The 24,074-nt window shown below is 59.1% G+C and carries 18 protein-coding genes; 2 read left to right on the forward strand and 16 right to left on the reverse strand.

Annotated features, from left to right (window positions below; translation table 11 throughout):
* Positions 1-12: 12 nt before the first annotated feature.
* The 3 genes from AC07W5_RS05135 to AC07W5_RS05145 all read right to left on the reverse strand — a co-directional run bounded on the left by AC07W5_RS05135 (position 13) and on the right by AC07W5_RS05145 (position 1,653).
* A complete protein-coding gene (locus AC07W5_RS05135; protein WP_092395574.1) occupies positions 13-300 on the reverse strand; it encodes an addiction module antidote protein in 288 nt (95 codons plus the stop codon).
* Positions 297-602 carry a type II toxin-antitoxin system RelE/ParE family toxin gene (locus tag AC07W5_RS05140; RefSeq protein WP_495022907.1) on the reverse strand — a complete coding sequence of 102 codons (306 nt, stop codon included), beginning with the start codon at positions 600-602 and terminating at the stop codon, positions 297-299. The genes AC07W5_RS05135 and AC07W5_RS05140 overlap by 4 nt, the downstream gene beginning before the upstream one ends.
* Before the next feature lie 151 nt (positions 603-753).
* Positions 754-1,653 carry a LysR family transcriptional regulator gene (locus AC07W5_RS05145; RefSeq protein ID WP_495022908.1) on the reverse strand — a complete coding sequence of 300 codons (900 nt, stop codon included), beginning with the start codon at positions 1,651-1,653 and terminating at the stop codon, positions 754-756.
* Between the two features lie 152 nt (positions 1,654-1,805).
* Here AC07W5_RS05145 and AC07W5_RS05150 point away from each other — a divergent pair, with 152 nt between their 5' ends.
* Positions 1,806-3,050 (forward strand): MFS transporter, encoded by a 1,245-nt coding sequence (locus AC07W5_RS05150; protein ID WP_495011086.1) that lies wholly within the window; start codon positions 1,806-1,808, stop codon positions 3,048-3,050.
* A 68-nt stretch (positions 3,051-3,118) separates the two neighbouring features.
* Here AC07W5_RS05150 and hemE read toward each other — a convergent pair whose 3' ends face one another.
* The 11 genes from hemE to AC07W5_RS05205 all read right to left on the reverse strand — a co-directional run bounded on the left by hemE (position 3,119) and on the right by AC07W5_RS05205 (position 18,893).
* Positions 3,119-4,186, reverse strand: coding sequence for a uroporphyrinogen decarboxylase (gene hemE / locus AC07W5_RS05155; protein WP_495022909.1), 1,068 nt, complete (start codon positions 4,184-4,186; stop codon positions 3,119-3,121).
* 231 nt (positions 4,187-4,417) lie between these two features.
* Positions 4,418-5,836: an FAD-dependent oxidoreductase gene (locus AC07W5_RS05160; protein WP_495011059.1), complete on the reverse strand. Its 1,419-nt coding sequence runs from the start codon at positions 5,834-5,836 to the stop codon at positions 4,418-4,420.
* A 32-nt stretch (positions 5,837-5,868) separates the two neighbouring features.
* Entirely contained in the window at positions 5,869-10,317 is a 4,449-nt protein-coding gene (gene gltB / locus AC07W5_RS05165) for a glutamate synthase large subunit (protein ID WP_495011058.1), read from the reverse strand.
* Between the two features lie 349 nt (positions 10,318-10,666).
* On the reverse strand, positions 10,667-12,277 hold the full coding sequence (locus tag AC07W5_RS05170) for an AAA family ATPase (protein WP_495011057.1): 1,611 nt from the start codon (positions 12,275-12,277) through the stop codon (positions 10,667-10,669).
* A gap of 10 nt (positions 12,278-12,287) precedes the next feature.
* Positions 12,288-13,388: a 3-dehydroquinate synthase gene (gene aroB, locus AC07W5_RS05175; protein WP_494995482.1), complete on the reverse strand. Its 1,101-nt coding sequence runs from the start codon at positions 13,386-13,388 to the stop codon at positions 12,288-12,290.
* Positions 13,389-13,536: 148 nt separating this feature from the next.
* Positions 13,537-14,055: a shikimate kinase AroK gene (gene aroK / locus AC07W5_RS05180; protein ID WP_494995481.1), complete on the reverse strand. Its 519-nt coding sequence runs from the start codon at positions 14,053-14,055 to the stop codon at positions 13,537-13,539.
* A gap of 4 nt (positions 14,056-14,059) precedes the next feature.
* Positions 14,060-16,102: a type IV pilus secretin PilQ gene (locus AC07W5_RS05185; protein ID WP_495022910.1), complete on the reverse strand. Its 2,043-nt coding sequence runs from the start codon at positions 16,100-16,102 to the stop codon at positions 14,060-14,062.
* A gap of 13 nt (positions 16,103-16,115) precedes the next feature.
* A complete protein-coding gene (locus tag AC07W5_RS05190; protein WP_495011055.1) occupies positions 16,116-16,643 on the reverse strand; it encodes a pilus assembly protein PilP in 528 nt (175 codons plus the stop codon).
* Entirely contained in the window at positions 16,640-17,263 is a 624-nt protein-coding gene (gene pilO / locus AC07W5_RS05195) for a type 4a pilus biogenesis protein PilO (protein WP_494995478.1), read from the reverse strand. The genes AC07W5_RS05190 and pilO overlap by 4 nt, the downstream gene beginning before the upstream one ends.
* Positions 17,260-17,829 (reverse strand): PilN domain-containing protein, encoded by a 570-nt coding sequence (locus tag AC07W5_RS05200; protein WP_494995477.1) that lies wholly within the window; start codon positions 17,827-17,829, stop codon positions 17,260-17,262. The genes pilO and AC07W5_RS05200 overlap by 4 nt, the downstream gene beginning before the upstream one ends.
* Positions 17,820-18,893 carry a pilus assembly protein PilM gene (locus AC07W5_RS05205; protein ID WP_495022911.1) on the reverse strand — a complete coding sequence of 358 codons (1,074 nt, stop codon included), beginning with the start codon at positions 18,891-18,893 and terminating at the stop codon, positions 17,820-17,822. The genes AC07W5_RS05200 and AC07W5_RS05205 overlap by 10 nt, the downstream gene beginning before the upstream one ends.
* 220 nt (positions 18,894-19,113) lie before the next feature.
* Between AC07W5_RS05205 and AC07W5_RS05210 the strand changes: the two genes are divergently transcribed.
* Positions 19,114-21,552 (forward strand): penicillin-binding protein 1A, encoded by a 2,439-nt coding sequence (locus tag AC07W5_RS05210; RefSeq protein ID WP_494995526.1) that lies wholly within the window; start codon positions 19,114-19,116, stop codon positions 21,550-21,552.
* 285 nt (positions 21,553-21,837) lie between these two features.
* Here the strand turns inward: AC07W5_RS05210 and AC07W5_RS05215 are convergent, their stop codons facing one another.
* Both AC07W5_RS05215 and AC07W5_RS05220 read right to left on the reverse strand, forming a co-directional pair.
* Positions 21,838-23,106 (reverse strand): malic enzyme-like NAD(P)-binding protein, encoded by a 1,269-nt coding sequence (locus AC07W5_RS05215; RefSeq protein WP_494995475.1) that lies wholly within the window; start codon positions 23,104-23,106, stop codon positions 21,838-21,840.
* 183 nt (positions 23,107-23,289) lie between these two features.
* On the reverse strand, positions 23,290-24,072 hold the full coding sequence (locus AC07W5_RS05220; RefSeq protein ID WP_495022912.1) for a thermonuclease family protein: 783 nt from the start codon (positions 24,070-24,072) through the stop codon (positions 23,290-23,292).
* Between the last annotated feature and the right edge of the window lie 2 nt (positions 24,073-24,074).

The raw sequence follows: 24,074 nt of genomic DNA on the forward strand, positions 1-24,074 counted from the left end.
CTTGCGTTGAACTCAGGTGCTGGCGTGCAACTTCAGCCCAAGCGCCTTGACGACTTTGAGGATCGTACCGAACTCGGGATTTCCTTCACCGGACAAAGCGCGGTAGAGGTTTTCGCGCGAAAGTCCGGCGTCGCGTGCAACCTGGGTCATACCACGCGCACGCGCAATGGTCCCAAGAGCCTTGGCTATGAAGGCCGGATCATCTCCTGCCTCCTCCATGCACGCGTCCAGATAGTTGGCCATGTCCTCTTCGGTCTTGAGGTACTCGGCAGAGTCCCAGCGAGTGAATTGTTCGGTCATGGGTTTTGCTCCTGCCAGGATTTCGCAATGAGCCTGGCTTGTTTGATATCTCGGATCTGACTGCTCTTGTCACCACCACAGAGAAGAATGACTAATTGTCGACCTTGTTGCATGAAATACACCCGATAACCGGGACCATAGTCGATACGAGCTTCACTTAACCCATCGCCAATCGGTTTGGCATCACCAAAATTGCCATCAGCCATGCGATCAATTCGTACCTGAATACGTATTCGGGCGCGGCTATCAGCCAGTTTCGACAGCCAGCCTGAGAATGTTGAGCTTCGAATAATCTCCGTCATTTGGCGAAGTGTAGCGCTTGAGCTACACCGCCTCAACTAACATTTTTGCTGACGGCTCTCAACGCACGAGCTGCCGCAGGCGGCGATCTTTTAAGGCCAGCAAGGCAAATCTCTTTAACTTGCAGGACATTTCCTAGAGAGTCCTTGCGCCTTAACCTACGGGCTCGGCCTTATAGGTCAGCAACTCGACAAACGCTTTGGCCATCGGTGAGCTTTGATCCTTTCGCTGCACCAGCCACACCGCCGAGATCGCTTGCGGGTCGAGCAGTGGTCGATAGACCACGCCATCGATGCGCATTCGCCGATAAGACGCTGGCAACACCGACACACCGAGCCCCGCCGCCACCAGACCGATGATGGTCATTGCCTCGCCGGCCTCTTGAGCGAAGTGCGGGCTGAACCCGGCATCACGCGCCAGGCTGAGCAGTTGCGTATACAGCCCGCTGCCATAGCTGCGCGGGAAAAACACAAAAGGCTCAGGGGCCAGCGCCGAGAGGTACAAACCCTCCTCACTGCCGACCACCAGTGGGTGCTTGGAACTGAGTACCGCCACCAAAGGCTCGCGCATCAATTCGACCACACTCAGTGAATCCGGCAGTGGCAACGGTCGCATTATGCCGACCTGAATCGACTCATCCACCAACGCATCGGCCACTTGGGTGCTGCTCATTTCCCGCAAGTTCAGATGCACCGCCGGGAAGCGCTGGCGAAAGGTGAAAATCGCCTGCGGGATGTTCGAGTTGAAGGGCGCCGACGAAGTAAATCCGATCTTCAGTTCCCCAAGCTCTCCCAACTGCGCACGTCTGGCCACGTCGGCGGCTTTGTCGACTTGTGCCAATACCAACCGCGCTTCTTCCAGAAACAGCCGCCCGGCTTCACTGAGCTCGACCCGACGATTGGTCCTCTCGAACAAGCGCGCGCCGACCTCTTGCTCCAGCGCCTGAATCTGCTGACTCAACGGCGGCTGGGAGATGCCCAACACCTGTGCGGCGCGGCCGAAATGCAGTTCTTCGGCAACGGCGATGAAGTAGCGCAGATGACGCAGTTCCATGAAAACTCCATTAGGTCGTACAACCTATCAAACAGGTCGAACAATATATTGGAAAGAATCATTAGCCAGCTATATGCTTTTTTCATTGCCTGACCGGCTGCGCCCCTCCGAGGTACCCCGTGAAAACTGCTGTCGCCCCCCTAGCCCACGAAATGCCAACTTCTGCGCCACACGATGGGGTCGCTGAACGGAGCGACATCTACATCGAAAAAGGCACGCCGATGTTCATGCGCACGGTGCTGGCGCTGTTTTCCGGCGGCTTCGCCACCTTCGCCCTGCTCTACTGCGTACAGCCGATGATGCCGCTGCTGTCCCACGAGTTTTCCATCAACGCGGCGCAGAGCAGTTTGATCCTCTCGGTCGCCACCGGGATGCTTGCCATCGGTCTGTTGATCACGGGCCCGATTTCCGACCGAATCGGCCGTAAACCGGTGATGGTCGCGGCCCTGTTCGCCGCCGCACTGTGCACAATCGCCAGCGCAATGATGCCAAGCTGGCAAGGCGTGCTGGTAATGCGCGCGCTGACCGGGTTGTCGCTGAGCGGGCTGGCCGCAGTAGCCATGACGTACCTGAGTGAAGAAATCCACCCGCAACATATTGGTCTGGCGATGGGGTTGTACATTGGTGGCAACGCGATTGGCGGGATGTGCGGACGCTTGATCACCGGCGTGTTGATCGATTTCGTCAGTTGGCACACCGCGATGCTGGTAATCGGCGGTCTGGCGCTCATTGCCGCGGCAGTGTTCTTGAAGATACTGCCAGAGTCGCGCAACTTCCACGCCCGCTCGATGCACCCACGCAGCCTGCTCGACGGCTTCACCATGCACTTTCGTGATGCCGGTTTGCCGTGGCTGTTCCTCGAAGGGTTCCTGGTGATGGGCGCCTTCGTGACGCTGTTCAACTACATCGGCTATCGCTTGCTGGCCGAGCCGTATCACATGAACCAGGCATTCGTCGGTCTGCTCTCGGTGGTGTACCTGTCGGGAATCTACAGCTCAGCCAAAGTCGGCGCACTGGCCGACAAATTCGGTCGTCGCAAAATGCTCTGGGGCACCATTGTGCTGATGCTGGTGGGGGTTGCTCTGACGATGCTGAGCCCACTGGCAGCAGTGCTGATCGGCATGCTGCTGTTCACCTTCGGCTTCTTCGGCGCGCACTCGGTGGCCAGCAGCTGGATCGGCCGCCGCGCCACCAAAGCCAAGGGCCAGGCATCGTCGCTGTACCTGTTCAGCTACTACGCCGGCTCAAGCATCGCGGGAACCGCAGGCGGAATGTTCTGGCACTACGCTGGGTGGAACGGCATCGGTTTGTTTATCACCGGTTTACTGGTCATTGCGCTGCTGGTGGCGCTGAAGCTGGCGAAGTTGCCGGTGTTGGCCGGGAATGTGAAAGCCTGAACCGCTAAAGATCTTTGCGATACAAAAACGCCCGGCATAAGCCGGGCGTTTTTGTTTTCGATGTTTGGTTATTCGTGATACTGCGCCGACAGCTCATGCACGGCGCGCAGGAACGCGCCAGCGTGTTCCGGGTCGACTTCCGGGGTGATGCCGTGGCCGAGGTTGAACACGTGGCCGGTACCTTTGCCGTAGCTGGCAAGGATGCGACCGACTTCGGCGCGGATGGCTTCAGGTTTGGCGTAGAGCACGGTCGGGTCCATGTTGCCTTGCAGAGCGACTTTGCTGCCGACGCGCTGGCGGGCTTCGCCGATGTCGCAGGTCCAGTCCAGGCCGAGAGCGTCGGCACCGGCGTCGGCGATGCTTTCCAGCCACAGACCGCCGTTTTTGGTGAAGAGGATCACCGGTACTTTGCGGCCCTCGTGTTCGCGGATCAGACCGCTGACGATTTTGCGCATGTAGGCCAGGGAAAATTCCTGGTACGCCGCCGCCGAGAGGTTGCCGCCCCAGGTGTCGAAGATTTGTACAGCCTGGGCGCCGGCCATGATCTGACCGTTGAGGTAGGAGGTCACCGACTGCGCCAGCTTGTCCAGCAGCAAGTGCATGGCTTGCGGGTTGTCGTAGAGCATGGCCTTGGTCTTGCGGAAGTCTTTCGAGGAGCCGCCTTCGACCATGTAGGTGGCCAGTGTCCATGGACTGCCGGAGAAGCCGATCAGCGGCACGCGGCCGTTCAGTTCGCGGCGGATGGTGCTGACCGCGTCCATGACGTAGCCGAGGTCTTTGTGCGGATCAGGGATCGGCAGGGCTTCAACGTCGGCCAGGGTGCTGACGACCTTCTTGAAGCGCGGGCCTTCGCCGGCTTCGAAGTACAGGCCTTGGCCCATGGCATCGGGGATGGTCAGAATGTCGGAGAAGAGGATCGCCGCATCCAGCTGTGGATAACGGTCGAGCGGCTGCAGGGTGACTTCGCAGGCGAACTCCGGACTCATGCACAGGCTCATGAAGTCACCGGCCTTGGCACGGCTGGCACGGTATTCAGGCAGATAGCGACCGGCCTGACGCATCATCCACACAGGGGTGACGTCTACGGGTTGCTTGAGCAGGGCACGAAGGAAACGGTCGTTCTTCAGGGCAGTCATGTCGGCATCCGGAAAAAAAGTGCGGACATTTTCTCAGAGCTCGACGCAAAAGGCACGGCAAGAGCCGCGCCTTTTGTCTATCGGGTCAATTTATCGCAGGTTTCAACAGCTGATGATCGTTCCCACGCTCTGCGTGGTAACGCCTCTTGTGACGCTCTGCGTCACGCCGTCAGGGACGCGGAGCGTCCCGGGCAGCATTCCCACGCGGAGCGTGGGAACGATCGGAGTGGATCAGACGCCCAGGTAGTCCAGGATCCCTTCGGCGGCATTACGGCCTTCGAAGATCGCCGTCACCACCAGGTCAGAACCGCGAACCATATCGCCACCGGCGAAGATTTTCGGGTTGCTGGTCTGGTGCTTGTATTGGCCTTGTTCCGGGGCCACGACGCGGCCCTGGCTGTCGGTCTGGATGCTGAACTGTTCGAACCACGACGCAGGGCTTGGACGGAAACCGAACGCGATGACCACGGCATCAGCCGGGATGATCTCTTCGGAACCCGGAATCGGCTCCGGGCTGCGGCGGCCACGGGCATCCGGTGCGCCGAGACGGGTCTCGACCACCTTCACTCCTTCGACCCGGTCTTCACCGACAATCGCGATTGGCTGACGGTTGTAGAGGAATTTCACGCCTTCTTCCTTGGCGTTCTTCACCTCTTTGCGCGAGCCCGGCATGTTCGCTTCGTCACGACGATAAGCGCAGGTCACCGATTTGGAGCCTTGGCGGATCGAGGTGCGGTTGCAGTCCATCGCCGTATCGCCGCCACCGAGTACCACGACCTTTTTGCCTTTCATGTCGACGAAGTCTTCCGGCGACTTTTCAAAGCCCAGGTTGCGGTTGACGTTGGCGATCAGGAAATCCAGCGCGTCGTGCACACCCGGCAGGTCTTCCCCGGCGAAGCCACCCTTCATGTAGGTGTAGGTGCCCATGCCCATGAACACAGCATCGTATTCTTCAAGCAGATGCTCGATGGAAACGTCTTTGCCGATTTCGGTATTGAGGCGGAACTCGATGCCCATGCCGGTGAAGACTTCGCGACGATTGCTCAGCACGGTCTTTTCCAGCTTGAACTCGGGGATACCGAAGGTCAGCAAGCCACCGATTTCCGGGTTCTTGTCGAACACCACCGGAGTCACACCGCCGCGTACCAGCACGTCGGCGCACCCCAGACCCGCAGGCCCGGCGCCAATCACCGCAACACGTTTGCCGGTCGGTTTGACCTTGGACATGTCCGGACGCCAGCCCATGGCGAACGCGGTGTCGGTTATGTACTTCTCCACCGAACCGATGGTCACCGCGCCGAAGCCGTCATTGAGGGTGCAAGCACCCTCGCACAGACGATCCTGCGGGCACACCCGGCCACAGACTTCCGGCAGGGTGTTGGTCTGGTGGGAGAGCTCGGCGGCGGCGAGGATGTTGCCCTCGGCCACCAATTTGAGCCAGTTGGGAATGAAGTTGTGCACCGGGCACTTCCATTCGCAATACGGGTTACCACAACCCAGGCAACGGTGGGCCTGATCGGCCGACTGCTGGGGTTTGAAGGGTTCGTAGATCTCCACGAACTCTTTCTTGCGTTGACGCAACAGTTTCTTCTTCGGATCCTTGCGCCCGACCTCGATGAACTGGAAGTCATTATTCAGACGTTCAGCCATGTTAAAACCTCATCAAACTCTTCAGGCGCATATCACTGCGGGTTGGCACGGGTGCTGGAAAGCAACGATTTCAAGCTGGCAGCCTTAGGCTTGACCAACCAGAACCGACGCAGATAGTCATCGAGGTTTTCGGCGAGGTTACGACCCCACTCGCTGTTGGTTTCCTCGACGTATTCGTTCAGCACGCGTTGCAGGTGGCTGCGATAGGCTTCCATCGCTTCGCCGCTGATCCGCTGGATTTCCACCAGTTCGTGGTTGACCCGGTCAACGAAGGTGTTGTCCTGGTCCAGCACGTAGGCGAAACCGCCGGTCATGCCCGAGCCGAAGTTGTAGCCGGTCTTGCCCAATACGCAGACGAAACCGCCGGTCATGTACTCGCAGCAGTGATCGCCAGTGCCTTCCACCACGGTGTGAGCACCGGAGTTACGCACCGCGAAACGCTCGCCCGCAGTACCGGCGGCGAACAGCTTGCCGCCAGTGGCGCCGTACAGGCAGGTGTTGCCGATAATGGCGCTGTCCTGAGTCTTGTAGGCGCTGCCGACCGGCGGAACGATGACCAGTTTGCCGCCAGTCATGCCTTTGCCGACGTAGTCGTTGGCGTCGCCTTCCAGATACATGTTCAGACCACCGGCGTTCCATACCCCGAAGCTCTGACCGGCAGTGCCTTTGAAGCGGAAGGTGATCGGTGCTTTGGCCATGCCCTGGTTGCCATGAGCACGGGCGATTTCACCCGAGATCCGCGCGCCGATGGAACGGTCGCAGTTGCAGATATCCAGGGAGAAATCAGCGCCACTCAGGTCGTTGATCGACGAAGTGGCCATCTCGACCATTTGCTCGGCCAGCAGACCTTTGTCGAATGGTGGGTTGCGCTCAACCTGGCAGAACTGCGGCTTGTCCGCCGGGATGTGATCGCTGCCCAGCAACGGGGTCAGGTCCAGATGGTTCTGCTTGGCGGTTTGACCCTCGAGGATTTCCAGCAGATCGGTACGCCCGATCAGCTCCTGGAGGGAGCGCACGCCCAGCCTGGCCAGCCACTCACGGGTTTCTTCGGCGACGTAGGTGAAGAAGTTCACCACCATGTCGACAGTACCGATGTAGTGATCCTTGCGCAGTTTTTCGTTCTGAGTCGCAACGCCGGTGGCGCAGTTGTTCAAATGGCAGATACGCAGGTATTTGCAACCCAGCGCGATCATTGGCGCGGTGCCGAAACCGAAGCTTTCAGCACCGAGAATCGCGGCCTTGATCACGTCGAGGCCGGTTTTCAGGCCGCCGTCGGTCTGTACCCGAACCTTGCCACGCAGGTCGTTGCCGCGCAGGGTCTGGTGGGTCTCGGCCAGGCCGAGTTCCCACGGAGCACCGGCGTATTTGATCGAGGTCAGCGGCGAAGCACCGGTACCACCGTCATAGCCGGAGATGGTGATCAAGTCCGCGTAGGCCTTGGCCACACCGGCCGCGATGGTGCCAACGCCCGCTTCTGCTACCAGCTTCACCGAAACCAGCGCCTTCGGGTTGACTTGTTTCAAGTCGAAAATCAACTGCGACAAATCTTCGATGGAATAGATGTCGTGGTGCGGCGGTGGCGAGATCAGGGTGACGCCAGGCACTGCATAACGCAGCTTGGCAATCAGACCGTTGACCTTGCCGCCGGGCAGTTGACCGCCTTCACCGGGCTTGGCGCCCTGAGCGACCTTGATCTGCAGCACTTCGGCGTTGACCAGGTATTCCGGGGTCACCCCGAAACGGCCAGTGGCCACTTGCTTGATTTTCGAGCTTTTGATGGTGCCGTAACGCGCCGGGTCTTCGCCGCCTTCACCGGAGTTGGAACGCGCACCCAGGCGGTTCATGGCTTCGGCCAGGGCTTCGTGAGCTTCCGGCGACAATGCGCCAAGGGAGATCCCGGCGGAGTCGAAACGTTTGAGAACCGATTCCAGCGGTTCGATTTCGCTGATATCCAGCGGCTGTTCAAGGGTTTTCACCTGGAACATGTCGCGGATCATCGAGATCGGACGGTTGTCCACCAGCGCGGTGTATTCCTTGAACTTGCTGTAGTCGCCCTGCTGCACGGCGGCCTGCAAGGTACTGACCACATCCGGGTTGTAGGCGTGGTATTCGCCACCGTGGACGAACTTCAGCAGACCACCTTGCTGGATTGGCTTGCGCGGGCTCCAGGCTTCGGCGGCCAGGGCTTTCTGCTCGGCTTCAATGTCAACGAAGCGCGCACCCTTGATGCGGCTCGGTACGCCACGGAAACTCAGCTCGCAGACCTCTTCGGACAGACCGATAGCTTCGAACAGCTGCGCACCACGGTACGAAGTGATGGTCGAGATGCCCATCTTCGAGAGGATCTTGAGCAGGCCTTTGGTGATGCCTTTGCGGTAGTTCTTGAACACCTCATAGAGGTCGCCCAGCACTTCACCGGTACGGATCAGGTCGCCCAGCACTTCGTAGGCCAGGAACGGATAGACCGCCGATGCGCCGAAGCCGATCAGCACCGCGAAATGGTGCGGATCACGCGCGGTGCCGGTCTCGACCAGAATGTTACTGTCGCAACGCAGGCCTTTTTCGGTCAGACGGTGGTGTACCGCGCCGGTGGCCAACGAAGCGTGCACCGGCAGTTTGCCCGGCGCGATGTGGCGGTCACTCAGAACGACCTGGGTGCGACCGGAGCGCACAGCTTCTTCAGCCTGGTCGGCGATATTGCGCACCGCAGCTTCAAGGCCGACGCTCTCGTCGTAGTTGAGATCGATGATCTGACGCTCGAAGCCCGGGCGATCGAGATTCATCAACGAACGCCATTTGGCCGGGGAAATGACCGGCGAGCTGAGAATCACACGCGAGGCATGCTCCGGCGACTCCTGGAAGATGTTGCGCTCGGCACCGAGGCAGATCTCCAGCGACATGACGATGGCTTCGCGCAGCGGGTCGATCGGCGGGTTGGTGACCTGCGCGAACTGCTGACGGAAATAGTCGTACGGCGTGCGCACACGCTGGGACAGCACTGCCATCGGCGTGTCATCGCCCATGGAGCCGACCGCTTCATAGCCTTGCTCACCCAGCGGACGCAGCACCTGGTCACGCTCTTCGAAGGTGACCTGGTACATCTTCATGTACTGCTTGAGCTGGTCGACGTCGTAGAACGCCGAACCGTGGTCGTCGTCTTCCATGGTCGCCTGGATGCGCAGGGCATTCTTGCGTAGCCATTGCTTGTACGGATGACGCGACTTCAGGCGGTTGTCGATGGCGTCGGTATCGAGGATCTGGCCGGTCTCGGTATCCACCGCGAAGATTTGCCCAGGACCCACACGGCCCTTGGCGATCACGTCTTCAGGCTGGTAGTTCCAGACACCGATTTCCGAGGCCAGGGTAATGAAGCCGTTTTTCGTGGTAACCCAGCGCGCCGGGCGCAGGCCATTACGGTCGAGCAGGCAGACCGCATAGCGGCCATCGGTCATGACCACGCCGGCCGGGCCGTCCCACGGTTCCATGTGCATGGAGTTGTATTCGTAGAACGCGCGCAGATCGGCGTCCATGGTCTCGACGTTCTGCCACGCAGGCGGAATGATCATCCGCACACCACGGAACAGGTCGATGCCGCCGGTGACCATCAGCTCGAGCATGTTGTCCATGCTCGAGGAGTCGGAACCGACACGGTTGACCAGCGGGCCGAGCTCTTCCAGATCAGGAATCAGATCGTTGGCGAACTTGGTGCGACGGGCCTGTGCCCAGTTGCGGTTACCGGTGATGGTGTTGATCTCGCCGTTGTGCGCCAGGAAGCGGAACGGTTGAGCCAGCGGCCATTTCGGCAGGGTGTTGGTGGAGAAGCGCTGGTGGAACACGCAGATCGCGGTTTGCAGGCGCTGATCACTGAGGTCCGGATAGAAGGCGGTCAGATCCGCCGGCATCATCAGGCCTTTGTAGATAATCGTCTTGTGGGAAAAGCTGCAGACGTAGTGGTCGGTATCCGCCGCGTTGCTCACCGACGAACGACGACGGGAGCTGAACAGCTTGATGGCGAACTCTTGATCGCTCAGGCCTTCACCACCTACGAACACTTGCTCGATTTGCGGCAAGCGCTCCAGAGCCAGACGGCCGAGGACGCTGGTGTCGATTGGCACTTTACGCCAGCCGACGAGCTGCAGGCCGGCGGCCAGGATCTCGCGGTTCATGTTCTCGCGAGCGGCTTGCGCTTTTACCGGGTCCTGATTGAAGAACACCATGCCCACGGCGTATTGCTTGGGCATTTCAATACCGAACGTTTCCTGGGCGATGGCGCGCAGGAACACGTCGGGTTTTTGCATCAGCAGACCGCAACCGTCACCGGTCTTGCCGTCCGCGTTGATCCCACCGCGGTGGGTCATGCAGGTCAGGGCCTCAATGGCCGTTTGCAACAGGGTATGACTGGGTTCGCCCTGCATATGGGCTATCAGGCCGAAACCACAGTTATCCTTGAATTCATCTGGTTGGTACAGACCTGCTTTCATAGACACTTTCTCACCAGGCTGCCTCTTATCGAGGCAAATTTCTTTTCAATTCAACCGCTTACCATCCACGCCGAACGTACGCCAGCTTTGCGGGGGCAAAAGGGAGGTCATTGTACACACCGACACAGGGGCTCACAAATTCGACGACGAAATGTCGCAAATCTATGTCGCATATGTGAAAGGTTTAAAGCGATATGCTGTGCTAGTCAAAACATTTTTAATGCTGACCGCAACGACTCAAAGACTACTATGACGCAGACACCACAAGGCACGCGGCCTGGAGGGCAGCATGCGCCTGCGGAAATTTTGAGGTGCCGGGAGAGGCGGCCTGGGTAAGGCCGCCGAATCTTCAGCGGGTTGTTGCCAGTTCCTGTTGGACGCTGGCGACAGTGCGAGGCCAAGGTTTACCAGCCTGAACCTTCGCTGGCAAGACCTTGATGGCGGCAACGGCTGCATCGCGGTTAGCGAAGTTACCGTAGGTGATCACGTAAAGCGGTTTGCCTTGCAGGGTTTTCTTGAAATAGCGGTACTCGCCGCCCTGCTCTTTGACGAAGTTTTGCGCAGTGGCTTCGGAGCTGGTGCCGAGGATCTGCACCACGAAGTTGCCTGGTGCCTGGCCGGCGTACCAACTACCGCCAGTAGCCGCTTTAGCCACGGCAACCGGTTTCTCGACAGGTTTCTCAACAGGCTTGATGACCGGCGCGGGCTTGACCACCGGAGCCGGTGCAGGCTTGGCGACTGGAGCGGGCTTGGCGACAGCCACCTGAGTCGGTGCTGGAGCTGGAGTTGGAGCTGGACGTGCAGCCGGGGTTGGCGCCGGGCCGGCCGATACGCCTGCCGGAGGCGCTGTTGTGGTCACGGTAGGTGGCGTTGCGCTCGAACCTTTGACCGGTACGCCGTCGTTGCCTTCGGTGATGCCGCCAGCGGCTTCAGCCAAAGGACCACGCATGACCGGTTGCGCCTGCCCAACCAGCGGCAGAGGCATCGGCTGCGAAGACCCTGCGAACTCGACAGCCGGGCTGCCGCTGCTGTTCGGTTTTGGCGTCGCCTGCCCCAATGGCAGTTGAGCCTGTTCAGTGGCTGGAACAGCGGTAGCCGGTGCCTTGTTACGGCCCGGCATCAACCAGGCTGCTGCTACCGCCACCACGACGACGGCAGATATCGCCAATACGTGTTTCTTCGGCATATTGAACCCCATACTTGGACGCTTGACCGCAGAGCGGCTGGCAATCATGGCTTCGATCATTGCATCGCGAGCGACCTGGTTGATGGTGCCAGGCCAGCCATCGGAGCTTTCATGAATATCAGAGATCTGATCCGCGGAGAAAAGTTCGATTCCCCGACCGGCCCCTTCCAGACGCTGAGCCAGATATTCGCGGGTTTCTTCTTCGGCGTAGGGTTGCAACTCGATGACGTGGAAGCGCTCTTCCTCGGTGCTCAACTGCTCCAGAGCTGCGATCAGCGAAGACTCGCCGAACAGGAACACATGCGGGCGACCTTCGGGAGCACCCGCGGCCAGCGCAAGCAGCGCCTCGAGCGCGGACTCGTCGAGTTGCTCGGCATCATCCACCAGCAAATAGACTTCCTGGCCGGTCAGCGCGAGTTGCACCACCTGCGCCAGAATCGAGCCGATTTCAGCCTGGGCAACGTTCAGCGCCTGAGCCACCTGCCGCAGTACACCTGCTGCATCGCCGGCGCCACGGGCAGAAACCACCACGCTTTGCACCGACTGCTTGTTGGTACTGGCTACCAGCGCCTGCCGCAGTAAGGTCTTACCGCTGCCTTGCGGCCCGGTCACGACCAGCAGCAGCTGGCTGTAACGAGCCAGGTGGTGCAATTGCCCCAACACCGGTTTGCGCTGGGCAGGAAAGAATTTGAAGCCAGGCACCCGTGGAGCAAAAGGGTCATGACTCAACTGGTAATGGCCGAGGAAAGCCTCGTCGGCATGCAAACTAGTCATCGGGATCTTATTAACCTTTAAGCTGAGCCAGAGCGCGGTAATCCGCTCCCAGCGTGGCCTGTAAAACCTCTTTCGGATAATCGTCGGTCACTACGGCTTCGCCCATTCGGCGCAACAGCACCAGACGCAAACGACCGTCGATCACTTTCTTGTCAATTGCCATATGTTCGAGAAAATCTGCTTCGGTCATATCCGCTGGAGGAATGACCGGTAACCCGGCGCGCTGGAACAGGCGAATCCCGCGGTCACGCTCTTGCGCGGTGATCCAGCCCAGTCGCGTGGACATTTCAAGGGCCATCACGGTTCCGGCGGCAACCGCCTCACCATGCAACCAGACACCATAGCCCATATGGGTCTCGATGGCGTGACCGAAGGTATGCCCCAGGTTAAGCGTGGCACGCACGCCGGACTCACGTTCGTCGGCTCCAACCACCGCAGCCTTGGCCGCGCAGGAGCGTTCGATGGCAACGGTCAGGGCCGCTTGATCCAGGGCACGCAGTCGATCGACGTTTTCTTCGAGCCAGGCAAGGAACGGCTCGTCGCAGATCAATCCGTATTTGATGACTTCCGCCAGGCCTGCAGACAGCTCGCGAGGAGGCAGCGTATTGAGCGTCGAGGTGTCAATCAGCACCACATTGGGCTGATAGAAGGCGCCGACCATGTTCTTGCCCAGCGGATGGTTGATCCCGGTTTTACCCCCCACTGACGAGTCGACTTGCGACAGCAACGTGGTCGGCACCTGGATGAAATCGACACCCCGTTGATAGCAGGCAGCAGCAAAACCGGCCATGTCACCAACAACGCCGCCACCGAGGGCGATCACAGTGGTGCGCCGGTCATGCCGCGCAGTGAGCAAGCCGTCGAAAATAGTCTGTAGGGTTTCCCAGTTCTTGAAGGCTTCGCCGTCGGGCAGCACCACGGAAATAACCGAGTATTGCGCGAGACTGCGGGTCAGACGCTCGAGATAAAGCGGCGCGACGGTCTCGTTTGAGATGATTGCCACCTGCCGCCCGGCGATATGCGGTGCCAGCAGCTCAGGCTGGTCCAACAAACCTTCGCCAATATGAATCGGGTAGCTACGCTCGCCTAAATCGACCTTAAGTGTCTGCATGTGTCCCCACAGTGAAAATGGAAGCTGGCGCCCTGCCCTGCATCAACGGCCAGTAACGCCTGGTTTTCTGACGTCATCCGATAGCCAGAAGCCACGAGCTAAAGCGCCCATGACCGGACGTCGAGGATAGCGCATTTCGCCTTGTGCATTAACGGGGAGGAAGCTGCTGCAAGCGATCAAGAATGTCCAGCACCACCATTCGCGGCGGCCGCTCATCAGTTTCCACCACCAGATCCGCGATTTCCCGATAAAGCGGGTCGCGAATCGCCAGCAGATCTCTAAGGGTCTTGGCCGGATCGGCAGTACGCAACAGCGGGCGGTTACGATCCCGGGCGGTGCGGCCGACCTGCTGCTCCACGGAGGCATGCAGATAAACCACGCGGCCGCCGGCATGCAGCGCCCGACGATTGGCATCGCGCATCACTGCGCCGCCGCCGGTCGCCAGCACCACGCCATCAAAGGCGCAGAGCTCGGCAATCATCGCCTCTTCGCGGTCACGAAAGCCTGGCTCTCCTTCTTTATCGAAGATCCACGGGATATTGGCGCCCGTGCGCAATTCAATTTCCTTATCGGAATCTTTGAACGGCAGGCGCAGCTCTTTGGCCAGCAAGCGACCAATGGTGCTTTTTCCAGCCCCCATTGGCCCAACAAGAATCAAATTTCGCACAGAATCAACGACTCACAGCAATCGCCTGGTTATTCATGATACGCGGAGTCAGGAATACCAGCAGCTCGGATTTTTTTTCCGACACCACATCCCTTCGGAAAAGGCGGCCAAGATACGGCACATCTCCGAGAAATGGCACTTTATCTACAACCTTGCTTTGAGAATTTGAAAAAACCCCACCAATTACGATGGTCTCGCCGTCGTTGACCCGCACCTTGGCGTTGACTTCATTCTTCTTGATCGGCGGGACATCGTTGAGTTTGTTCAGATAGTCCGGCTCATCCTTGGTGACCTTGACCTCCATGATAATGCGATTGTCCGGAGTGATCTGCGGCGTCACCTCCAGCGACAACGACGCCTCCTTGAAGGAGACCGAAGTCGCGCCGCTGGAACTGGACTCCTGATACGGGATTTCCGTGCCCTTGAGGATCTTCGCGGTCTCCTTGTCGGAAGTGACCACTTTGGGCTGAGAGACAATTTCCCCGTTGCCGGTTTTCTCCATGGCCTTCAGTTCCAGATCCAGCAGCACGTTATCGGTAATGAACGCGATGCCCAGACCCGAAGTATTGCCGACCGTACCCATATCGACGAACGGAGAATGGGTACTGGTGCTGCCCGGTGTGCCAATGGTGGACGAGGGAGTGGCCCCGTTGCTGACGCCAGAGGTGTTCCAGTTACCCTTGTTCTGGATCGAACCACCCCAGCGCACGCCGAGGCTTTTGTCGTAATCGACATTGGCTTCGACGATTCGCGCCTCGATCATCACCTGACGCACTGGAATATCCAGTTGGGCGACGATACGACGCAACTCATCGAGACGGTCCTGAGTCTGGTAAGCAATGATGTTATTGGTTCGTTCATCCACCGCGATAGAACCACGTTCGCCGATTTTCGCCTCGGTGCCGGTCACCGACTGGAACAGTTTCGCGATGTCAGCAGCCTTGGCGTAATTGACCTGCAACAGCTCACGACGCAGCGGTGCCAGTTCGGAGATCTGCTTTCGTGACTCCAACTCCTGACGTTCGCGGGCGGCGATTTCGTCCGCCGGGGCGACCAGCAGGACGTTGCCGACCTTGCGCTTGTCGAGCCCCTTGGTTTTCAGTATCAGATCCAGCGCCTGGTCCCATGGCACGTTCAGCAAGCGCAACGTGATGCCGCCTTGCACCGTGTCACTGGCAACCAGATTGAGATTGGTGAAATCGGCGATCAGTTGCAGCACTGAACGCACCTCGATGTCCTGAAAGTTCAGCGACAGCTTCTCGCCGCTGTAGACGAGGCGATCGGCATTACGCTGCTGCAAGTCGTGAGTGGTCATTGGCCGAACACTGACCGTCAGCTTGTTGTCGGTCTGATAAGTCGAATAGTCGAAGGCACCGCTGGGTTCGATGGTGATGCTGGCTTCACCGGAGCGCACACTGGCGCTGACGAACTGCACGGGCGTGGCGAAATCCTTGACGTCCAGCCGGACCCGCAGCGGCTCGGGCAATTGGGTCTTGGCGAAATTCAGGGTGATTTTGCCATCTTGTTCCTGGATATCCGGGCTGACGCCCGGATCCGACAACTCGATGACCACGTTGCCCTCACCAAGCTCTCCACGCTGAAAATCCACACCTCTGATGGCTTTACCCACTCGCGGAGCTCTAGACAGGGGCTTGTGTGAAACCACCACGCCCTGACCGACCACGACGAACAAATTGTTACCCTCGACGCGAGCACTATAGGGAGCCAGTGCCGTCAGATTGACGATCAGACGAGTGCGATCCCTGGTCTCGACCACCGTCACGCTGCGCGCATTGCCGGTGCCCAATTCGCGATTCTTGCTCGCCAGTCGAGTGGACACTCCCGGTAAGTCGAGGGCAATCCGCGCAGGCTGCCCGGTGGTAAAGCCGTGGGGAGCGGGGGGCGGCCCATCGAATGTCAGCTTCAACTCAACGCGGTCCCCCGGCAGCGCGGTAACATCCAGCGCGTTGAGGTTGGCCGCTTGTACCATCGGCGACATCAGCGCTATCCATAGCGCAATACCGAGGGACGAAATAGTCCTGTTCATTATTGGGGTTCCACTATGAGCGATCTTTCAAAGGGATGGTCCGAGGTTGCTCCAGCCAGAAACCCTCACCATCGGGAACGATTTCGACCACATCGACTTGCGAGTCGCTGATGGCCACGATCCGGCCATCGTTGCGTCCCAGGTAGTCGCCGACTGTCAATCGATGTACGCCGCCAGCACCACGCAGCAAGGCGAAAGAACCAGAGGCGCTGGAGATGGTGCCGACCATTTCAAACTGCTCGATATTGAAACCTTCGAGAAACTGCCTCATCCGATCCAGGTCCGGCTGTACATTGCGCGATCCATTCTGTCGCCCCGCCGGATCCACCCTGCCCGCCGGTAAAAACGGGCTGCGCAAGGACGTGGCGTTATACGTGAATGCCTGGTAAGACCTGAACGTCGGCGCTGGTTCAATCTTGCCGGGAAGCCGCAGACGCACCTCGCTCATGTAGGCGTCCAGATCACTGAAGTCGTTATCGTCGCTACAGCCAGACAACCCCGTCAGCGCTACAAGCATTGAGATCCAGTGGGCCGCTTTCATTTCGGCAGGCCCTTGTCGTTGTAGCGGTAGGTCCTGGCCAGGATGCTCATGCGCAGTTTCGAGCCAATATCCGGCGTGACCGGTTTGATCTCGAAATCATGCAGGGTGACAATTCGCGGCAAACCGGCCACGCCGCTGACGAAGGTCGCCAGGTCATGGTAAGCACCGGTGACGGTGATCTGGATCGGTAACTCGATGTAGAACTGCTGAGCCACCTCCGGCAGCAGCTTGATTTCCTCGAACTCCAGCCCACTGCCCAACCCCGTGCGAGTGATGTCCTCCAGCAAACCGGGCACCTCGGTATCACTGGGGAGCTGACGCAGCAGCACGCCGAAGGAGTTTTCCATATCCCTCATCTGCTCGGTGTAAGGCTCCAGATTCGCCGCCAGACGGGCCTTGCTCGCGTACTGCTCCTTCAAGGTGACTTCATCCGCACGCTGCTGGTCGTACCGATCCTGAAGATTCTTGAGGTAGAAGTTGTAGCCCAGCGCCAGTACCAGAACCATGAGCAAGGCGCCGACCGTGGCTTTGACCACCGCCGGCCATGCCCCCATGTTGTTCATGTCCAGATCGTTCAGGTCAATCTTGCGCAGCCCCTCGAACCATTCGGACGGAGTCATGTCGAGGCTTGCTCCTCGACGGCGGGCCGGGTCTGACGAACGGTCAACTGAAAGACGCTGACCTGATCTATAGCACCCACGGTATTTGCCTTGACCTCAATCAGACTCGGCGCATCGAACCAGTCGGACGCGTCGAGATTGCGCATCAAGTCCGAGACACGGTTGTTCGACGCGGCAGCACCCGTAATGGAAAGGGTCTTGCCAGTCATTTTCACTTCAGTGAAATACACGCCGTCCGGCAGGGTGCGGGCCAACTGATCGAAAATTCGACCGCTGACCGGCCGGTTGCCCTGTAAATCCTGGATGATCCTCATCCGCTCCACGAGTTGCTGGCGACGGGCTTTCACGCCAACAATCTGCTTGATCCGCTCATCGAGCAGCGCAATGTGCTGACTGGCATGGTCATTACGAGCCATTTGCCGATCGATCTTGCCAATAATGTATTGGTCAGCGATAAGCACCGCACCCGCCGTCGCCACCAGCACACCCGCCAAGGCCATCAGAAATCGTTTGCGACGTACTTCTCGCAGCTCTTCGCGCCAGGGCAAAAGGTTGATCAGGGCCATCCGTCGAAACTCCTGAGGGCCAGACCGCAGGCAATCATCAGGGCCGGCGCATCACTGGCCAACGCGCCAGCGTTGACCTTGCCGCTCAGCGCCATATCGGCGAAAGGATTGGCTACCCGGGTCGGCGTGCCGAGGCGCTGCTCGATCAGTCGATCCAGCCCTGTGATGGAGGCCGTACCGCCCGCCAACAGGATGAAGTCGACCGCGCTGTACTGACCCGAGGCAAAGAAAAATTGCAGAGAGCGCGAGACCTGCTGCACCAGTGCATCTTTGAACGGCTGCAGAACCTCACTGACGTAATCATCCGGTAAACCTCCCTGTTTTTTTGCCAACCCCGCCTCTTCCATCGACAAGCCGTAGCGGCGCTGGATTTCCTCAGTCAGTTGGCGCCCGCCGAATAGCTGCTCGCGGGTGTAGATGGTCCGCCCGTTATGCAGAACGTTCAGGGTGGTCATGGTTGCACCGATGTCGACCACCGCCACCGTCAAACGGTCCTGGGGGCAGGCCAATTGCGCCACAAGCAAGCCAAACGAACGTTCCAGGGCATACGCCTCGACATCGACCACTCGAGCGGTCAACCCGGCCAGGGCCAGAGCCGCCTCGCGGATCTCGACATTTTCCTTTCGGCAGGCCGCCAGCAACACTTCGACGCGCCCGGAATTGCTCGCCGAGTAGCCCTGAACCTCAAAATCGATGGCGACGTCTTCGAGCGGATAGGGAATGTACTGATCGGCTTCGACGTTCAGCTGGCCTTCCATATCGTCATCAGAAAGCCCGGCGTCCATCTCGATAGACTTGGTGATCACCGCAGACCCGGCCACCGCCACGGCCACGCTCCTGACGCCGGTCCTGGCCTTGAGCAGCAAGCGCGACAGGGCCTGCCCCACCCCGTCCAGCTCGGCGATGTTCTTCTCGACCACGGCGTTTGCCGGCAGTGGTTCTACCGCATACGCCTCCACCCGGTAGCGATTGCCCGAGCGGCTTAGCTCCAGGAGCTTGACCGAGGTGGAACCGATATCGATCCCCAAAAGCGTGTCGGCTTTTTTGTTGAAGAGTCCTCGCACTACCAATTCCCTTTGACTATCCGTGAGTTACGGACTCGTTATTACCCGAAGCATTCAATGGCTGCGTCTTGACAGCAGTGCAAATGACGCTCCCTGTCGAAAAATGCTTATAATGCTCAACGTTTTTTTTACGCCTTTATCTCGAGCGCGGGTCGATCCTGTTTACCGTGAATATCCTGACGCCTAATTCATTCTCTTCTCTGGAAATCCAAAAGCCTTGATTCGTCTGCTGAAGTTTTTCGGGTGGTCTATCGTTGCTGTTTTCTGCGGACTGCTTCTGGGTCTCAGCGGCGCGTTTCTTTATCTTAGTCCCGGGTTACCCTCGGTGGAGGCACTGAGAAGCATCCAGTTGCAGATTCCTTTGCGGGTCTATAGCAGCGACGGCAAGTTGATCGCAGAATTCGGCGAAATGCGCCGCACACCGATCCGTTTCGCCGACATTCCCCCCAATTTCATTAATGCGTTACTTTCTGCTGAAGACGACAATTTCGCCAATCACTATGGTGTCGATCCCAGCAGCCTGATGCGTGCCGCCACTCAGTTGGTAAAAAGCGGACACATCCAGTCCGGCGGCAGCACCATCACCATGCAGGTCGCGAAGAATTTTTTCCTCACCAGCGAACGCAGCTTCTCGCGCAAGACCACGGAGATCCTCCTGGCTTTGCAGATCGAACGTCAGTTGACCAAAGACGAGATCCTTGAGCTCTACGTCAACAAGATCTATCTGGGCAACCGCGCCTACGGGATCGAGGCGGCCTCGCAGGTCTATTACGGCAAGTCGATTCGTGACGCCAGCCTGGCACAAATGGCAATGATTGCCGGCCTGCCCAAGGCTCCTTCGCGCTTCAACCCCCTGGCCAACCCGGCACGCAGCAAGGAGCGTCGCGACTGGATTCTGGGGCGCATGTACAAGCTTGGAAAAATCGACGAGAAGGCCTATCAGACGGCGCTGGCCGAACCGCTCAATGCCAGCTACCACGTACCGACGCCTGAAGTTAATGCGCCGTACATCGCTGAAATGGCCCGAGCCGAAATGGTTGGCCGTTATGGCAGCGAGGCCTACACCGAGGGCTTCCGCGTCACGACCACGGTGCCGAGCAACCTGCAGGAAATGGCCAACACTGCCATTCATGAAGGCCTGATGGCCTACGATCAACGCCACGGCTACCGCGGCCCTGAGTCTCGCCTGCCGGGCAAGACCCATGACGCCTGGGTGCTGGAACTGACCAAACAGCGTCCTATCAGCGGCCTTGAGCCGGCCATCGTCACTCAGGTCGAGAAAAACGGCGTGCAAGTCCTGACCCGCTCCGGCGCAGAACATGTCAGCTGGGACAGCATGAAATGGGCCCGGCCGTTCCTGAACACCAACAGCATGGGCGCCAATCCGAAGCAACCGTCGGATGTTGCTCAGGTCGGCGACCTGATCCGCGTGCAACGTCAGGCGGACAATTCGCTGAAATTCAGCCAGATCCCGGTCGCCCAGGGCGCACTGGTCTCGCTTGACCCACAGAACGGTGCAATCCGATCGCTGGTTGGCGGCTTCGCTTTCGAGCAAAGCAACTACAATCGGGCGATGCAGGCCAAGCGCCAACCAGGCTCGAGCTTCAAACCGTTCATCTATAGCGCCGCACTGGACAACGGTTATACCCCGGCGACCCTGGTGAACGACGCACCGATCGTGTTCGTCGATGAGTATCTGGACAAGGTCTGGCGCCCCAAGAACGACACCAACACGTTCCTCGGCCCGATCCGTATGCGCGAAGCTTTGTACAAGTCGCGCAACCTGGTGTCGATCCGTCTATTGCAAGCCTTGGGCGTCGACCGCACCATCGACTACATCAGCAAGTTCGGTTTCAACAAGCAGGATCTGCCGCGCAACCTGTCTCTGGCCTTGGGCACGGCAACGCTGACACCGATGGAAATCGCCACAGGGTGGAGCACGTTCGCCAACGGCGGTTACAAAGTCACCCCGTACATCATCGACAAGATCGATAGCCGCAACGGTGACAACCTGTTCACCGCCAACCCGCCAAGCGTCCCGGCCGGCAGCGCTGCCAGCAGCGGATTTGTGGCTCCCGCAGCCAACACCTTTACGGTCAACCCGATGCCAGGCGAAGCTCCCGTGGCGCAGACGGAAGTGCAAACTCCAGCGGTAGCTGAACGCATCATCGACGGTCGCACGACCTACATCCTCAACAGCATGCTGGAAGACGTGATCAAGCTCGGCACCGGACGTCGCGCCTTGGCACTGGGCCGCTCCGATCTGGCCGGCAAGACCGGGACCACCAACGAATCCAAGGACGCCTGGTTCTCCGGATACAACTCTGACTACGTGACCACGGTCTGGACCGGTTTCGATCAACCGGAAAGCCTTGGTCGCCGCGAGTTCGGCGGTACCGTCGCACTGCCGATCTGGATGGACTACATGGGTGCAGCCCTCAAGGGCAAGCCGGCACACACCCAGAGCGAACCGGAAGGCATCCTCAGTCTGCGGGTCGACCCGATCAGCGGCCGTGCAGCCACACCGGGCACGCCGAACGCCTACTTCGAGCTGTTCAAGAGCGAAGACACCCCACCGTCAATCAACGAGCTGGGTAACGGCAACGCACCGGGCAGCCCGCTGCCAGCGGATGAAGCGGCGCCGATCGATTTGTTCTAGAGGAGCAACGGCGAGCAATTGTGGCGAGGGGGCTTGCCCCCGCTGGAGCGCGAAGCGCTCCCAATACCTGCATCCGCGGTATGCCAGATAGAACGTATCCTGATCGTTCCCACGCTCCGCGTGGTAACGCAGCCCGTGACGCTCTGCGTCACAGCCGAAGCGATTGCTGCGCGTCCAGTGAGGCATTCCCACGCAGAGCGAGGGAACGATCAACTCGGCAACCCCCATAACGCAAAAAGCCCCGACTCATCCGAGCCGGGGCTTTTTGTTTGACGCTACAACGGCTTAGCCGTTGAACACGTCATCCACGCTTTTCAGCGGGTAGTTCTTCGGATACGGCAGAGTCGCCACACCAGTCTCGATCGCAGCCTTGGCAACAGCATCGGAGATCACAGTGATCAGACGAGCATCCATTGGTTTCGGGATGATGTACTCACGACCGAATTCCAGTTTGATACCGCCGTAGGCGTCGCAAACTTCCTGAGGCACTGGCAGTTTGGCCAGTTCGCGCAGGGCGTTGGCGGCAGCCACTTTCATTTCTTCGTTGATGCGCTTGGCGCGTACGTCCAGGGCACCACGGAAGATGAACGGGAAGCCCAGTACGTTGTTGACCTGGTTCGGGTAGTCCGAACGGCCGGTAGCCATGATCACGTCGTTGCGGGTAGCGTGAGCCAGTTCCGGAGCGATTTCCGGATCCGGGTTCGAGCAGGCGAAGACGATCGGGTTGGCAGCCATCAGCAGCAGGTTTTCTGCGCTCAGCAGGTTCGGGCCGGACAGACCGACGAACACGTCTGCGCCTTTCAGCGCGTCGGACAAGGTGCGCTTGTCGGTAGCGTGAGCGAAAACAGCTTTGTACTGGTTCAGGTCGTCACGCTCGGAGTGGATCACGCCGGTACGGTCAACCATGAAGATGTTTTCGATTTTGGCGCCCATGCTCACCAGCAATTTCATGCAGGAGATCGCGGCAGCGCCAGCGCCCAGGCAAACGATCTTCGCCTCAGGCAGGGTTTTTCCAGCGATTTCCAGGGCATTGATCATGCCGGCGGCAGTAACAATTGCGGTGCCGTGCTGGTCATCGTGGAATACCGGAATGTCGCACTGCTCGATCAGAGCACGTTCGATTTCAAAGCACTCAGGCGCCTTGATGTCTTCCAGGTTGATCCCGCCGAAGGTGATGGAGATGCGCTTGACGGTGTCGATGAAGGCTTGCGGGCTTTCGGAGTCGACTTCGATATCGAACACGTCGATGCCGGCGAAGCGCTTGAACAGCACGCCTTTACCTTCCATGACTGGCTTGGAAGCCAATGGGCCGAGATTACCCAGACCGAGAATCGCGGTGCCATCAGAAATGACTGCAACCAGATTGCCCTTGCCGGTGTACTTGTAGGCGAGTTCAGGGTCGCGGGCGATTTCGCGGACTGGTTCGGCTACACCGGGGCTGTAGGCCAGCGACAGGTCGCGAGCGGTAGCGGTGGCTTTGGTGAGCTCGACGCTCAGCTTCCCTGGACGAGGATGGGCATGATATTCGAGAGCGGCAGTTTTCAAATCAGACATGTGGGCATTCCGCTTTTTACTGTGGGACAGACGGACCGCAGAGGATACGCGCGTCGCAAAGTCCCTACAAGACTGACCAGTCATCAGTGTCAAGGGCCCTACCCTACGACTTTGGACCAAGAGCCACGGAACACAAGGGATTAACTGTTCACAATCAATAATAAAAATGTCTACAATTTTTTCTTATTGCACCAGTTGAAGCATTCCCGGATGGGACAACGGCAGCAACCAGCGCGCCTGACCGGATTTCAGCCCACCACGCCGAGAGCGATCGAGCACCCAACCGCGCGCTTCGATCTGCCGACCTTTGAGCCGGTCCAGCATCGAAACATCGAATTGACCCAGCTGATTGGGTGCAATGCGCAATACAACCGAATCCTGCAATTCGATCCACAGCCCGCCACGATTGCGCTGAATATTGCTCACACGACCGCTCAGCACAGCGAAACCCGGGGTACTGATCTGATCCGCTTTCTGTACAGACGATTGCCGCCAAAGCCCGACACCCGCCTGGCGTGCGCTGCGCTCTGCGGCCTGCTGACAGTCCACAAAATCGACATTCGGTGCAATGGCCACTTGATAGCCAAGACCCTCAGCCAGCAGCTGGGCTTCAAGGTTCACGCCATTGGCACCATACATATGGGCCAGCGTACGCCCATAGTGATCCTTGCTCTCTTGCCCCAACAGCAAGCCAAGCCGCCCATCGCTTTCGCTGACCAGAACCTCCAGACGCTTGCGAGCTGCCACGGCGAAAGGCTCATCCGATCGGCCCCTCTTCCCTAGCTCCGGAGTATTCAAGCCGATCATGCGCACGCTGCGGCCATCGCTCAGCCGAAGGGTGTCGCCGTCGACCACGCGCTGGACCTGAACCGTGGTCAAGGCAGCTGGTGCCGGGCAGAAGGCCTGGACGCTGGAGAACCAAATCGCGGACACAAAAAAGGCGCCCGCAAGGGACGCCTTTTTCATCA

It is taken from the genome of Pseudomonas sp. GW821-FHT01E05 (assembly GCF_059422425.1).

What these genes read in the sequence shown, in the direction of transcription:
- AC07W5_RS05135 (WP_092395574.1), bottom strand. Translation starts at nt 300, where the DNA reads ATGACCGAACAATTCACTCGCTGGGACTCTGCCGAGTACCTCAAGACC.
- AC07W5_RS05140 (WP_495022907.1), bottom strand. Translation starts at nt 602, where the DNA reads ATGACGGAGATTATTCGAAGCTCAACATTCTCAGGCTGGCTGTCGAAA.
- AC07W5_RS05145 (WP_495022908.1), bottom strand. Translation starts at nt 1,653, where the DNA reads ATGGAACTGCGTCATCTGCGCTACTTCATCGCCGTTGCCGAAGAACTG.
- AC07W5_RS05150 (WP_495011086.1), top strand. Translation starts at nt 1,806, where the DNA reads ATGCCAACTTCTGCGCCACACGATGGGGTCGCTGAACGGAGCGACATC.
- hemE (WP_495022909.1), bottom strand. Translation starts at nt 4,186, where the DNA reads ATGACTGCCCTGAAGAACGACCGTTTCCTTCGTGCCCTGCTCAAGCAA.
- AC07W5_RS05160 (WP_495011059.1), bottom strand. Translation starts at nt 5,836, where the DNA reads ATGGCTGAACGTCTGAATAATGACTTCCAGTTCATCGAGGTCGGGCGC.
- gltB (WP_495011058.1), bottom strand. Translation starts at nt 10,317, where the DNA reads ATGAAAGCAGGTCTGTACCAACCAGATGAATTCAAGGATAACTGTGGT.
- AC07W5_RS05170 (WP_495011057.1), bottom strand. Translation starts at nt 12,277, where the DNA reads ATGACTAGTTTGCATGCCGACGAGGCTTTCCTCGGCCATTACCAGTTG.
- aroB (WP_494995482.1), bottom strand. Translation starts at nt 13,388, where the DNA reads ATGCAGACACTTAAGGTCGATTTAGGCGAGCGTAGCTACCCGATTCAT.
- AC07W5_RS05185 (WP_495022910.1), bottom strand. Translation starts at nt 16,102, where the DNA reads ATGAACAGGACTATTTCGTCCCTCGGTATTGCGCTATGGATAGCGCTG.
- AC07W5_RS05190 (WP_495011055.1), bottom strand. Translation starts at nt 16,643, where the DNA reads ATGAAAGCGGCCCACTGGATCTCAATGCTTGTAGCGCTGACGGGGTTG.
- pilO (WP_494995478.1), bottom strand. Translation starts at nt 17,263, where the DNA reads ATGACTCCGTCCGAATGGTTCGAGGGGCTGCGCAAGATTGACCTGAAC.
- AC07W5_RS05200 (WP_494995477.1), bottom strand. Translation starts at nt 17,829, where the DNA reads ATGGCCCTGATCAACCTTTTGCCCTGGCGCGAAGAGCTGCGAGAAGTA.
- AC07W5_RS05215 (WP_494995475.1), bottom strand. Translation starts at nt 23,106, where the DNA reads ATGTCTGATTTGAAAACTGCCGCTCTCGAATATCATGCCCATCCTCGT.
- AC07W5_RS05220 (WP_495022912.1), bottom strand. Translation starts at nt 24,072, where the DNA reads ATGAAAAAGGCGTCCCTTGCGGGCGCCTTTTTTGTGTCCGCGATTTGG.